This window comes from Halochromatium sp. NSM3 (genome assembly GCF_059621085.1).
This window is the reverse complement of sequence record NZ_JCAQIA010000004.1, coordinates 1-12368: the sequence shown is the minus strand read 5'-3', so window position 1 is coordinate 12368 and position 12368 is coordinate 1. Positions and strand designations below refer to the sequence as shown.

Here is a 12368-nt window from a genome sequence, read left to right as displayed (position 1 = left end):
TCCGCAGCCTTCTGCTCGATACTTTGTCCCTGGCTATCTGTTCCCGCCCTGCGAAGGACGGGGTTACTTGCGGAGGAACGAATGAAACAGGCAACGATTCGGCGTGCGGTAGCTGCCCTCGGGAGCATCCTCATCGGTAGTGGTCTGCTCGCTGGCTGCTCCAACCCTGGTGAAGATGTCCGCGTCCGACTTTGCAAGGATCTGGTCGCCGGGCAACTTGGCATCCATCAGCTCGACTGGACCCAGGTCAGCACCAAGACACCCGGCTATCAGGATGCGATCGTCAGCCTGCGTTGGTCCAACGCCGGCGGCGATGACCGCGTGGGCAGTGCGACCTGTGCCTATCCCTACAACGCCGTCGAGGACACCGCGCAGCAGCTCTCCGACCCGCTCAGCGCCTATGCGACCTCGCCAAGCGAGGTGCTCATCAATGGTGAAACGCTGCGCGGTCAGGCCCTTGCCGACGCGGTCGCGCAGGCGATGCAGCGACAAGGCCGCGAGCTGATCGATGCCGCCAGTCAGGCAATTGGGCAATGAGCGTCGCGGTGCCGTCGCGCGCCCTACCGGTGTCACCGCCAATCAATCGCCGTTACGAGCCCTTGCGACCGATCAAGCGATAGTAGGGAACGCGCAAACCGGGTAGATAGGGCACCGGCGCCATGGCTTCGACCAGCCGATGATCGGGCAGCGCGTGGCGCAGATAAGCCAACCGCAGCGCATCCAGATGCACGCCATCGTGGCGGAACCAGCGCGGCCAGAACGTCCGCGCCAGCGCCGAGTGGCGAACCAACCCCGGCGCCGGCTCGGGTGCCGAGACGTAGAAGTCCACCACGCCCAGATGGCCCCCGGGCTTGAGCATCGCGATCGCGTTGTCGATCGCCGCCTCCCAGTCAGGAATCATGGTCAGCGCGTAGGCGAGATAGACCGTATCGACGGGCGCTTCTGGCTGCCAACGGCAGGCATCGGCTTCGTGCACTCGCACATGGGCCATGGCCTCGGTCCGCCGCCGTGCCTCGCTGATCAACGCCGGGCAGAGATCCACCGCATCGACCCGTGCGAGTGTCGCGAGTCGCTCGCCGAAGAACAGCAGATTGCGCCCGGTGCCCGCGCCCAGTTCGACCAGATGCCCGCCCGGCGGGACCGCCCGCGCGGCGATCAGATCGGCGATCAGCTCGCCGCGTCCATGCAATAGGCGCTCGCGAAAGGCATCGTAGCGCACGGCCTGGGGAGCGTAGAAGGCCTCCAGCCGTTCGGCATGCGAGCCCCGGCTCGGCTGCCCGCGCAGCATCGCCAGCAGTACTTTGAACTCCGCCGTGAGGGTCGCGACGCTCATGCTCGGGTGACGACGTTCATGTGGCCGCCGCGACGTCGGCGATGTGGAAGCCCGCGTAGGTATGCACCCGATCCAGCGGCTGCATCCGCGCCGCCAGCTCCGGATGGAAGCGCAGGCAGTCGCGCAAATAGCCCCGCTCCGGACTCACCTCGAGATTCTGCAGATAGGCCGGGGCCGCATGCGCGCTGCGGAAGATGATGCGCGCATCGGCGCGCGCGCGCTCCAGGATCAGAGTCCATTCCTCGGACAGGGCCTGTGGCGCATAGCTGCTCATCCAGTCCATGTGATCGAGCAGCACGTACTTCGAGAAGCACTGTTCGGTGCCGGCCAGCAGCTCCGCGACCGTAGCGGTGTGCAGTTGGATGCACTCGGCCCGGCCCTGTTTGAGTGCGATGAAGTTCTCCGGCTTCAGATATTCCGGGCAGCACTCCGGCGTGTAGCGGCCGTTCACATAGACCGCCCAGAAATAATTGGTCCACACCGGCAGTTGGCGGAAGACATAGTCGATCGACTCGCGCACGAAGCCGGCCACGCCGCGCTCGTGCTGCTCCTGCACCTCCTTGCGCTGCGGATGCGGGACGCCGAGCATACTCATCGTCAGTTGCCGCGAGAGCGTCCAGTTGATGGTCGGTGACCAGATCAGCGGCTGCACCCGCGTTTCGTAGACGTGGCGTTGATCGTCTAGCGAGCGGGTCTCGAACAGCTCGGCAATGCTGGCCGCGAGCCGCGGTCGCACCCGCAGATAGGCATGAAAACTCTTGGCGACAACGCCGGACAGGCCATGGAAGTAGAAGCTGCCGCGCGGATGGCCGAACCAGCGCACGCGCTTGTCCCAAAAGGCCTGCGCGAAGGGCGAGAGATCCGGGCGCAAGGTGCGCCGATAGAGTCGCTCGAAACCGGGATGATGGCCATGGCCGAAGGCGGCGAAGAAGTCCTCGAACTCGAGCCGGCGGATGCCCGCCAGCTTCAGCTCAAGCAGCGCATTCTGGCGCGGGTTGGCATCGACCGCATGGATCGCGGTCGGCCCGACCAAGGCGTAGTCGAGCACGTTACAGCCGGCGCTGGTGATGACCAGAATGCGGTCATCCGGCGCGATGTTGAGTACCAGGCGATCAACGGCCGGATCTTCCCAGCAGGTGTTGTAGACCAGCGCCCGCGAGTAGATGGCATCGAAGACCTTCTGGTCGAAACGATCGGCGAGGCTGGGTTTGGTCGTGACCGGCATGGTAGTAGGGTCGCCCCGGTGGCAAATAAACCGTGGGAGTCTACCAAGCCACAGTGACCATTTGGTTGCGGCTTGAAGACGGCGCTGTGACAGTCCATTGCGCGCACGGACACACTGGTCGTCAGGCTCCAAGCGCCTCCGGCGCGCGCCCATAGAGCGCGATCAGATGCGCAACCCGCCGCGCGAGTTGGGCATCGAGCTGATCCCACTGAAAGCGCCATTGCCAGTTGCCGCTCGGCACGCCGGGGCGATTCATCCGGTGCGCGCCGTCGAGGCCCATCAGATCCTGCATCGGCACCACAGCCAGGTCGGCACGCGAGGCGAGCGCTGCGCGGATCATCGGCCAGGGCATTGGTTCTTGCGAATGGCCCAGGTAGTCGTCGATATGCTGGCGCTGCCCTTCTTCGAGCGCTAGATACCAGCCGAGCGTGGTGTCGTTGTCGTGGGTGCCGGTGTAGCAGACCGAATCGCGCCCATGATGAAACGGCAGATAAGGGTTGTCCGGCCCGCCGTCGAAGGCGAATTGCAACACCTTCATCCCCGGCATCCGGTAGCGTTGGCGTAGCGCATCGACCTCCTCGGTGATCACGCCCAGATCCTCGGCGATCAGCGGCAATGCGCCGAATTCGTCCCGCAAGCGCAGGAACAGCGCATCGCCCTTGGCCTCGACCCAGGTGCCATTCATCGCCGTTTCTTCGTCGGCCGGCACCTCCCAATAGGCCTCGAAGCCGCGGAAATGATCGATGCGGATCATGTCGAACAGGCGCAGTTGGGTGCGCATGCGATCGAGCCAGAAGCGAAAGCCGTTCTTCTCGAGCTGATCCCAGCGATAGAGCGGATTACCCCAACGCTGGCCGGTGGCCGAGAAATAATCCGGCGGCACTCCGGCGACGACCCGGCATGTGCCGTCGGCATTGAGATCGAAATCACCGGGCCGCGCCCAGACCTCGGCGCTGTCGTGGGCGACGAAGATCGGCATGTCGCCGAACAGCCGCACTCCGCGCGCGTTCGCATGCGCGCGCAGGGCATCCCACTGGCGAAAGAAGACGAACTGCTCGAAGCGTATAAAGTCGATTGCTTCGGCGAGTCGCCGCCGGGCTTGACCGAGGCTGCGCCCGTCGCGGTTGCGCAGGCCTTTCGGCCAGTCCCACCAGGGCGCCTCGCGCTGCTCGTGAATCGCGCGATAGAGCGCGTAGTCATCGAGCCAGAAGCGTTGCTCGTTGCAGAACCGCTCGAACTCAGCGCGTTCATCGTCAGATGATGCGCGCAAGACGTGTTGATGCGCCTGCTGCAACCGCTCGCGCTTCGCCTCATCATCGGCAGTCGCCCCGGCCTCTTCCGGCAGCCAGCCGCAGTCGATCAGCGGTTCAAGCCCGATCAGCCGTGCGCTGCCGGCATGCGCTGAACTCGTTTGATAAGGCGAATCACCCGCTTGCGGCGGCCCGACCGGCAGCATCTGCCAGACGCTGACACCGGCATCAGCAAGAAAATTGACGAAGTTGAATGCTTCATAGCCGAGATCGCCGGACGGCCCGGTGCCAGGCAGCGAGGTCAGATGCAGCAAGACGCCAGCGCGGCGTTGGTTGAGGCAGTCGGTCGCGAAGGTATCATCCATACTTCTAAACCGCCTACGCGGCCGGAAACGGTAAAACAAGCCTGGCCGATCACACTCGACTCTTCTGAACCGCCTACGCAGCGGAAAACTGCTGCAAAGCCAACGCTTACTTCTTTTTCAATAGCAACTTAGCACATTTTGGACGCTAAGGCCATTATTCCCGAGCACCTTCGGAAAATTATTGTTTTTATTCTAATTCTTTACAAGCTCGTCTACTCCATCTGCTTGCTGTTCGCCCTCAGCTGGCTAGGAATCCGGCCAGAAGCCTTCGTCTAACATCTGGTCGATCGAAAACGGGCAGTGCTCGGGAAAGGCCGTCTCGGGGAGACCGGTTTCACCTGCCGCCAGCAGGCTTGCACTGATGTAGCTGTCTTGAAGATCGTCCTGGAGTCGGGGTTTGAGGCTAGGGCTGTCGTTGAGGAGTTCGGCCAGCTGCTTACGCTGCTCGCGAATGGTGCCGTTCCAGCTCGAGCTGCGGTGTTGCGGCTGAAATCTGTACTTCAGAAGATGCGCCAGCAGCACGACGGTTCGGCTTCTCAGGGCTCGCTTCTCGCGCTTGCCCATGTCTTCCAGTTCCTCGGCCAGGTGTTCGACGTCGAGCTGTTGCCATGTCCCGGCGCGCAACAGCCGCGCCTGGTCAGCAAACCAGAGATAGTAATCTTGGTCGTAGCTCGAATGCGCATTCATAAGGAACGTCAGCTCACCCGGTTAACCGTCTGTCCGAGCAGTTCAGGCGTGACCAAGGTGACGCCCCCCTCGGAGACATAGAGGCCAGCGGCCTCGTCCTCGGCGCGGTCGCAGCCGATGCGCATCCCGGCCGGGATGCGGCACCAGTGGTCGATGATGGCGCGGCGGATCACACAGCCACGGCCGATCTCGACATTCGGTAGGAGCACACTGTCTTCAACATGCGCGAACGAGTGTATGCGCACATTGGAGAACAGCAGCGAGTGACGCACCAATGCCCCGGAGATGATGCAGCCGCCGGAGACCATCGAATCGACCGCCATGCCGCGGCGGATCTCGTCATCGAAGACGAACTTCGCTGGCGGCAGTTGCTCCTGATAGGTCCAGATCGGCCAGTCGTCGTCATAGAGGCTGAGCGGCGGGGTGACGCCGATCAGCTCCAGATTCGCCTCCCAAAAGGCGTCGATGGTGCCGACGTCGCGCCAGTAGGCCTGGGCGCCGCCGGGATCGCGGAACGGATAGGTCATCACCCGATAACGCTCGTCGATCGCGCGCGGGATCACATCCTTGCCGAAATCATGGCTGGAGCCAGGCACATCGGCATCGGCAATCAGCTGCTCGAACAGGAAGTCGCGATTGAAGACGTAGATGCCCATCGACGCCAGCGCCATCTCCTCGCGGCCTGGGATGGCCGGTGGATCGGCGGGCTTCTCGACGAAGGCGCGCACGCGCTGCTCATCATCGATGGTGAGCACGCCAAAGCCCGAGGCGCGCTCGCGCTCGACCTCGATACAGCCGATGGTCATATCGGCCCCGGATTCGACATGCTGGGCGATCATCGGCCCGTAATCCATCTGATAGATGTGATCGCCGGCGAGGATCAGCACGTACTCGGGGTCGTGATTGCGGATGATGTCGAGGTTCTGGAACACCGCATCGGCGGTGCCGGCGTACCAGGCAGTCTCGGTGACCCGCTGCTGCGCCGGCCACAGCTCGACGAACTCGCCGAACTCGCCGCGCAAAAAGCCCCAGCCCTTCTGGATGTGCAGGATCAGCGAATGCGCCTTGTACTGGGTCAGCACGCCGATGCGGCGAATCCCGGAATTGATGCAATTCGACAGCGGGAAGTCGACAATGCGAAATTTCCCGCCGAAGGGCACCGCAGGCTTCGAGCGCCACTGCGTCAGATGGCGCAGGCGCGCGCCGCGCCCGCCGGCCAGGATGAGTGCAAGGGTGTTGCGCGTCAGACGACTGACGAAGCGCGGGTTCGCTTCCGACATACGAGACCTTCAGGCGCAAGCGCCGATTTGGAGGCGGATGCGCTATGGTAACATCGTGATCGAAAAGAGCCGCAGGATACCGAGACGCCATGCCCGAGACTCAGCGCCGCTACCCCGACCTCCCCGAATCCTTATTGCGGATCATCGAGGCCCGTCACCACGACCCCTTTGAGGTCCTGGGTCGCCATGAGCAAGACGACGGTACCGTTGTCGTGCGTGTGCTGTTGCCACGCGCCGCGCGTGTGTGCATCGACAAGGGCGACATCGAACTGAGCCGCATCGAGGGCACCGACCTGTTCGTCTGGCAAGGCCCGGCGAGCGCACTCGACAACCGCTACCTGATCAACTGGTACGACACGCAGGGCCAGGTCCACAGCCAATACGATCCCTATAGCTTCGAGCCACAGATCGCTGATTTCGACCTGCATCTGTTCGGCGAGGGCCGCCACTGGCACGCCTATCGCTTCCTAGGCGCGCACCAGTGCGACATCGACGGCATCACCGGCTTTCAGTTCGGCGTTTGGGCGCCGGGCGCGAGCCGGGTCAGCGTGGTCGGTGCCTTCAACAACTGGGATGGGCGCGAGCATCAGATGCGGGTGCGCGCCGGCTCTGGGGTCTGGGAGCTGTTCATCCCCGGCTTGGAACCCGAGACCCTGTACAAATTCGAGCTGCGCTCCGCTGAGGGCGTGCCGATGGTCAAGATCGACCCCTACGCCGCCGCTTATCAAGAGCGCCCGGAAAATGCCTGCATCCTGCATGGCCCGAGCGGCTTCGATTGGAGCGATGGCGACTGGCTTGAGCAGCGCGCGCAGATCAACTGGCAGCAGCAGCCGATGTCGGTCTACGAAGTCCATCTCGGCTCCTGGCGCCGTGCCGAGGATGGCAGCTTCCTCAACTATCGCGAGCTGGCCAAGCAGCTCGCCGCGCATTGTCAGGAGATGGGCTTCACCCATTTGGAGCTGCTGCCGATCACCGAACACCCTCTGGACGCCTCCTGGGGCTATCAGGCCACCGGCTATTTCGCCCCGACCGCGCGCTTCGGCAGCCCGGATGATTTCCGTTACTTCGTCGATTACCTGCACGCGCACGACATCGGCGTGCTGCTCGACTGGGTGCCGGCGCACTTTCCGCGCGACACCACGGCGCTGGCTCAGTACGACGGCACTGCGCTGTTCGAGCACGCCGACCCGCGCCAGGGCGAGCACCGGGACTGGGGCACGTTGATCTTCAACTATGGCCGCCACGAGGTGAAGAACTTCCTGCTCTCGAGCGCACTGTTCTGGCTCGATGAGTACCACATCGATGGCCTGCGCGTGGATGCCGTCGCCTCGATGCTCTACCTCGACTACTCGCGCGAGGATGGCGAGTGGATACCCAATAAGTACGGCGGCAACGAAAACCTGGACGCGGTCGAGTTCCTGCGCCAGCTCAATACCGTAACCCATGAGCAGCATCCGGGCTCGCTGATGATCGCCGAGGAGTCGACCTCCTGGCCGCAGGTCTCGCGCCCGACCTATCTCGGGGGCTTAGGCTTCAGCATGAAATGGAATATGGGCTGGATGCACGATACCCTCTCCTATATGGAGAAGGATCCGATCTATCGCCATTACCATCACGACCTGCTGACCTTCGGCCTGCTCTACGCCTTCACCGAGAACTTCGTACTGCCCTTCAGTCATGACGAGGTGGTGCACGGCAAGAAGTCGATGCTCGACAAGATGCCTGGCGATGCCTGGCGGAAGTTCGCCTCATTGCGCCTGCTCTACACCTTCATGTTCAGCTATCCGGGCAAGAAGCTGCTGTTCCAGGGCTGCGAGTTCGCCCAGGGGCGAGAATGGAACTTCGATGCCGCCGCCGAGTGGGATCTCCTCGAGCGCCCGCAGCATCAGGGTGTGAAGCAGATCGTCGCCGATCTCAATCAGCTCTACCGCGCCGAGCCCGCATTGCATGAGGTTGACTTCGAGAGCGCCGGCTTCGAGTGGATCGACTGTCACGACTCCAGCCAGTCGGTGCTGAGCTACCTGCGCAAAACCAAGGATGGCAAACAACTGGTCGCCTGCGCCTTCAATTTTACCCCGGTGCCGCGCGACAATTACCGCATCGGTGTGCCGGTCGCCGGCTTCTATCGCGAGGCAATCAATTCCGATGCCGAACTCTATGGCGGCAGCAACGTCGGTAATCGCGGTGGCGTGCATTCGGAGCCAAGCAGCTGGATGGGGCGGCCGCACTCGATCCCGCTCGCGTTGCCGCCGCTGGCTGGCGTGGTGATGGTGCTCGAGGCGAGCGCGGAGACCGCGTTTGCGCCCGTTGCCGCCACTGAAGCCAACGCCGGCGACTCCGAATCCGATGAGTCCACGAGCACCGCGCCCGGGAGCATCGCGCCCGACACCAACGACGCGACCCCCAAGGCATGAACGACGCCCTCCTCCGATGCTCGAGGTAACCGATCTCGCGTGCCGACGCGGCGAGCGCGACCTCTTCAGCGGCCTCGGTTTTCAGTTGCCGCCGCAGACCCTGCTGCATGTGCGGGGACGCAACGGCAGCGGCAAGACCACCTTGCTGCGCGTCCTTTGCGGTCTCTTGCGGCCCGATGTCGGCAGCATTCGCTGGCGCGGCGACAGCATTCGCGACCTGGCCGAGGACTATAACCGCGACCTGCTCTATTTCGGCCATCTCAACGGTATCAAGGCCGACCTGTCCGGACTGGAAAACCTACGCATTGCCAGCACCCTGGATCAAGACCCGGTCGACGAGGATGCGATCCTTGAGGCACTCGCGCGCATCGGACTCGAAGGCTTCGAGGATCTGCCCACGCGGATGCTTTCCCAGGGGCAAAAAAAGCGTGTCGCGCTCACGCGCTTGATCTTGAGCAAGGCGCCGCTGTGGATTTTGGACGAGCCTTTCACCGCGCTCGATGTCGATGCCGTCGAGTTCCTTCAGCAACTCATTTCCAGCCAGGTCGCTAACGGCGGCTCGGTGGTCTTGACCACGCACCAAGAGGTTCCCTTGACACGCGGCGCGATTCAACGCCTAACCCTCGGTGAGGCCGTGGACGACCTGGATTCGGCGACAGCGGTAGCCGCGCCAGCGGCAGCCGCCTCCGCGCCAGACCTCGCCGAGCACTGATTCGCCGATGTTCAAGGTGTTCTACTGCGTCCTTTCGCGCGACATCACGCTGGCCATGCGCCGGCGCACCGATGTGCTGACGACCCTGTTCTTCTTCATCATCGTCGTCAGCCTGTTCCCGCTTGGGGTGGGCAGCGAGCGTGAGCAGTTGCGCATGCTCGGCCCGGGCGTCGTCTGGGTCGCCGCGCTCTTGGCCTCGATGTTGGCACTGGAGCGACTGTTCGCCGCCGACTACGAGGATGGCACGCTTGAACAGTTGCTGCTCACCGGTCAGCCCCTGGCTGTGCTGGTGCTCGCCAAGGTGGTCGCGCACTGGCTGCTGACGGGGTTGCCGTTGGTGTTGATCGCGCCCTTGGTCGCCATGCAGTACCATCTGAGCGCGAACGCGGTCTGGGTGATGATGGCGGCCTTGGCCATCGGCACCCCGGTGCTCAGCCTGATCGGCGCGATCGGCGCGGCCCTCACCCTAGGGCTGCGGGGCGGCGGTATCCTGTTATCGCTGCTGATCCTGCCGCTCTATGTGCCGGTGTTGGTCTATGGCGCTGGGGCGGTCGCGGTCAGCGCCATCGACATCGCCGATACCGAGCCTTATCTCTATCTGTTGAGCGCGTTCTTGCTCGGTGCGTCCTTGTTAGCGCCACTCGCGGCCGCTGCGGCACTGCGCATCTCGCTGGAGTAACCAATGATGACGACCAACTGGTTCAAATTCGCCTCACCAGCCGCCTTCTACCCGATCGCGGGCCGCCTGATCCCCTGGTTCGGCCGCATCGCCGCCGCCTTGGTGCTGATCGGCCTTTTCTGGGGATTCTTCCTGACCGCCGATCAGCTCGGCGGCAGCAATCCCCAGAAAGAGTACTATCGGATCATCTTTGTGCATGTGCCCTCGGCCTGGATGTCGATGTGGCTCTATCTGGTGCTGGCCGGTTGGTCCGCGATCGGGCTGGTCTTCAACACACGGCTGAGCTTCATGATGGCCAAGGCTGCGGCCCCGACAGGCGCAATCTTCACCTTCCTCGCGCTCTGGACCGGCGCGCTCTGGGGACGCCCGAGCTGGGGCACCTACTGGGACTGGGACCCGCGCTTGACCTCCGAGCTGCTGCTGTTCTTTCTGTATATCGGCTATATGGCGCTGCACTCGGCGATCGATGACACCCGCCGCGCGGATCGTGCCGCTGCGCTGCTGGCCATCGTTGGCCTGGTGATGGTCCCGGTGATCTTCCTCTCGATCAACTGCCCCGATCCGAATCAATGCGCGGCGCTGCATCAGCGCTCCGATCCGGGCAGCATCCACCTGAGTATCCTGATACCGATGTTGACCATGACCTTTGGACTCTGGGCCTACTCATTCGCCGCTGTCTTCGCGCGGTTGCGCACGATTATCCTGACGCGCGAGTCGGATAGCGCTTGGGTGCGCGACGTCATCGCCAAGGAGGCCACCGTATGATGGAGTTCTTCAGCCAAGGTGGCTATGGCGGCTACGTATGGGGCGCGTTCGGGATGACCTTTGGGTTGCTCCTGATCGAGATTCTGCAACTGCGCGGCAGTCGGCGCGCGACGCTGATCCGTATCGGCCGGCTGCTGCGCTTGCGCGCGCCAAGGCAAACAGCCGCCGCCTCGAGCCGACCTCAGGGAACCTCCGGCGCCCAACCCTAGTCGCAGGTTTGGCCAATACCCGGACGCATGGGTTCGCAGACTGATGACCACACTGAGGCCGACTGACCCAGGATCAGCGGCCCACCGATTGCCACGAGGAATCCGCAGATGAAAGCAAGACAAAAACGCTTGGTTTTGGTTGGCCTCGCGCTGATCGGCGTCGCCGGCGCGACCACCCTGGCGCTCAGCGCGCTGCAGAGCAATATCTCGTACTTCTTCAGTCCTACCCAGGTGATGGCGAGCGAACACCCGAGCGACGCCGTGTTTCGGGTCGGTGGCGTCGTCGTGCCAGAGACCGTTGCCCGCCAAGCCGATGGGCTCACCGTCCGTTTCGACGTCACCGACAACGCCGCCGTGGTCCCGGTCAGCTATACCGGCATCCTGCCGGACCTCTTCAGCGAGGGCCAAGGCGTGGTCGCCAAGGGCCGCATCGGCACCGACGGCGTCTTCTACGCCGAAGATGTCTTGGCCAAGCACGATGAATCCTACATGCCGCCCGAGGTTGCCGATACGCTGCAGACGGCCCATATCGACGGCATCATCGAACAGACGACCGGGAGCCTGAAGCAGTGATTCCAGAACTCGGACATCTTGCGCTGATCCTCGCGCTGCTGCTCGCCTTCGCCCAGGCCGGCTTTCCGCTCGCCGGCTCGCTCACCGGCAACCGCCCCTGGATGACCATGGCGCGCCCCCTGGCCTATGGGCAGTTGGCCTTCGTCGCCATCGCCTTCGCGGCCTTGGTGCAGGCGTTCCTGAGCAGCGATTTCTCGGTGCTCTATGTGGCCCAGAACTCCAACAGCCTGCTGCCCGACATTTACAAGCTCTCCGCCGTCTGGGGTGGCCACGAGGGCTCGCTGCTGCTCTGGGCGCTGATGATGGCGGGCTGGGGCGCGGCCGTCGCCGCCTTCAGCCGCAATCTGCCATTGCCGGTGGTGGCGCGCGTGATCGCGGTCATGGGCATGGTCGCGATCGGCTTCCTGTTGTTCATGCTGCTGACCTCCAATCCCTTCGAACGCCTGTTCCCGGTGCCGCCGGAGGGGCGTGATCTGAACCCGCTGCTGCAGGACTTTGGCCTCGCCATCCATCCGCCGATGCTCTACATGGGCTACGTCGGCTTCTCGGTCGCCTTTGCCTTCGCCCTCGCCGCGCTCATCGGCGGCAAGCTCGATGCCGCCTGGGCGCGCTGGTCGCGGCCTTGGACCACGGTTGCCTGGGTGTTCCTGACCATCGGCATCGCGCTCGGCTCCTGGTGGGCCTACTACGAACTCGGCTGGGGCGGTTGGTGGTTCTGGGACCCGGTCGAAAATGCTTCGTTGATGCCCTGGCTGGTCGGCACCGCGCTGATCCATTCGCTGGCGGTTACCGAGAAGCGTGCCGCGTTCAAGAGTTGGACCGTGCTGCTCGCGATCTTCGCCTTCTCGCTCAGTCTGCTGGGTACCTTCCTGGTTC

The 12368-nt window shown here is 63.6% G+C and carries 13 protein-coding genes; 8 read left to right on the top strand and 5 right to left on the bottom strand.

Annotated elements, in window-relative coordinates:
- The first annotated feature begins 81 nt into the window (after positions 1 to 81).
- Positions 82 to 537 (top strand): hypothetical protein, encoded by a 456-nt coding sequence (locus AC54T3_RS02730; protein ID WP_496622119.1) that lies wholly within the window; start codon positions 82 to 84, stop codon positions 535 to 537.
- Positions 538 to 589: 52 nt separating this feature from the next.
- On the opposite strand, the gene AC54T3_RS02725 is transcribed toward AC54T3_RS02730, so the two are convergent.
- The 5 genes from AC54T3_RS02725 to glgC form a co-directional block, all read right to left on the bottom strand.
- Positions 590 to 1333, bottom strand: a complete 744-nt coding sequence (locus AC54T3_RS02725) for a class I SAM-dependent methyltransferase (RefSeq protein WP_496622117.1) — start codon at positions 1331 to 1333, stop codon at positions 590 to 592.
- Between the two features lie 16 nt (positions 1334 to 1349).
- Positions 1350 to 2558 carry a BtaA family protein gene (locus tag AC54T3_RS02720; RefSeq protein ID WP_496622115.1) on the bottom strand — a complete coding sequence of 403 codons (1209 nt, stop codon included), beginning with the start codon at positions 2556 to 2558 and terminating at the stop codon, positions 1350 to 1352.
- Between the two features lie 121 nt (positions 2559 to 2679).
- The gene (gene malQ / locus AC54T3_RS02715; protein WP_496622113.1) at positions 2680 to 4173 is read right to left on the bottom strand and encodes a 4-alpha-glucanotransferase; all 1494 of its coding nucleotides are present in this window, start codon (positions 4171 to 4173) and stop codon (positions 2680 to 2682) included.
- A gap of 246 nt (positions 4174 to 4419) precedes the next feature.
- The gene (locus AC54T3_RS02710) at positions 4420 to 4860 is read right to left on the bottom strand and encodes a DUF29 domain-containing protein (protein ID WP_496622111.1); all 441 of its coding nucleotides are present in this window, start codon (positions 4858 to 4860) and stop codon (positions 4420 to 4422) included.
- Between the two features lie 8 nt (positions 4861 to 4868).
- A complete protein-coding gene (glgC, locus tag AC54T3_RS02705) occupies positions 4869 to 6140 on the bottom strand; it encodes a glucose-1-phosphate adenylyltransferase (protein WP_496622109.1) in 1272 nt (423 codons plus the stop codon).
- An 89-nt stretch (positions 6141 to 6229) separates the two neighbouring features.
- On the opposite strand from glgC, the gene glgB reads away from it, so the two are divergent.
- The 7 genes from glgB to AC54T3_RS02670 all read left to right on the top strand — a co-directional run.
- Entirely contained in the window at positions 6230 to 8554 is a 2325-nt protein-coding gene (gene glgB, locus AC54T3_RS02700) for a 1,4-alpha-glucan branching protein GlgB (protein WP_496622107.1), read from the top strand.
- Between the two features lie 16 nt (positions 8555 to 8570).
- Positions 8571 to 9266: a cytochrome c biogenesis heme-transporting ATPase CcmA gene (gene ccmA / locus AC54T3_RS02695; protein ID WP_496622105.1), complete on the top strand. Its 696-nt coding sequence runs from the start codon at positions 8571 to 8573 to the stop codon at positions 9264 to 9266.
- 7 nt (positions 9267 to 9273) lie between these two features.
- Positions 9274 to 9945, top strand: coding sequence for a heme exporter protein CcmB (gene ccmB, locus AC54T3_RS02690; protein WP_496622103.1), 672 nt, complete (start codon positions 9274 to 9276; stop codon positions 9943 to 9945).
- A gap of 6 nt (positions 9946 to 9951) precedes the next feature.
- Positions 9952 to 10710, top strand: a complete 759-nt coding sequence (ccsA, locus tag AC54T3_RS02685; protein WP_496622279.1) for a cytochrome c biogenesis protein CcsA — start codon at positions 9952 to 9954, stop codon at positions 10708 to 10710.
- Positions 10707 to 10919, top strand: coding sequence for a heme exporter protein CcmD (gene ccmD / locus AC54T3_RS02680; protein WP_496622101.1), 213 nt, complete (start codon positions 10707 to 10709; stop codon positions 10917 to 10919). The genes ccsA and ccmD overlap by 4 nt, the downstream gene beginning before the upstream one ends.
- Before the next feature lie 108 nt (positions 10920 to 11027).
- Positions 11028 to 11492 carry a cytochrome c maturation protein CcmE gene (gene ccmE / locus AC54T3_RS02675; protein WP_496622099.1) on the top strand — a complete coding sequence of 155 codons (465 nt, stop codon included), beginning with the start codon at positions 11028 to 11030 and terminating at the stop codon, positions 11490 to 11492.
- Positions 11489 to 12368 (top strand): heme lyase CcmF/NrfE family subunit (locus AC54T3_RS02670; RefSeq protein ID WP_496622097.1); only part of this gene is annotated, 880 nt, incomplete at its 3' end. The genes ccmE and AC54T3_RS02670, both read left to right, overlap by 4 nt.

Excerpts from the sequence above, each read along its gene's own strand:
- AC54T3_RS02730 (WP_496622119.1), top strand. The coding sequence starts at position 82 with ATGAAACAGGCAACGATTCGGCGTGCGGTAGCTGCCCTCGGGAGCATC.
- AC54T3_RS02725 (WP_496622117.1), bottom strand. The coding sequence starts at position 1,333 with ATGAGCGTCGCGACCCTCACGGCGGAGTTCAAAGTACTGCTGGCGATG.
- AC54T3_RS02720 (WP_496622115.1), bottom strand. The coding sequence starts at position 2,558 with ATGCCGGTCACGACCAAACCCAGCCTCGCCGATCGTTTCGACCAGAAG.
- malQ (WP_496622113.1), bottom strand. The coding sequence starts at position 4,173 with ATGGATGATACCTTCGCGACCGACTGCCTCAACCAACGCCGCGCTGGC.
- AC54T3_RS02710 (WP_496622111.1), bottom strand. The coding sequence starts at position 4,860 with ATGAATGCGCATTCGAGCTACGACCAAGATTACTATCTCTGGTTTGCT.
- glgC (WP_496622109.1), bottom strand. The coding sequence starts at position 6,140 with ATGTCGGAAGCGAACCCGCGCTTCGTCAGTCGTCTGACGCGCAACACC.
- glgB (WP_496622107.1), top strand. The coding sequence starts at position 6,230 with ATGCCCGAGACTCAGCGCCGCTACCCCGACCTCCCCGAATCCTTATTG.
- ccmA (WP_496622105.1), top strand. The coding sequence starts at position 8,571 with ATGCTCGAGGTAACCGATCTCGCGTGCCGACGCGGCGAGCGCGACCTC.
- ccmB (WP_496622103.1), top strand. The coding sequence starts at position 9,274 with ATGTTCAAGGTGTTCTACTGCGTCCTTTCGCGCGACATCACGCTGGCC.
- ccsA (WP_496622279.1), top strand. The coding sequence starts at position 9,952 with ATGACGACCAACTGGTTCAAATTCGCCTCACCAGCCGCCTTCTACCCG.
- ccmD (WP_496622101.1), top strand. The coding sequence starts at position 10,707 with ATGATGGAGTTCTTCAGCCAAGGTGGCTATGGCGGCTACGTATGGGGC.
- ccmE (WP_496622099.1), top strand. The coding sequence starts at position 11,028 with ATGAAAGCAAGACAAAAACGCTTGGTTTTGGTTGGCCTCGCGCTGATC.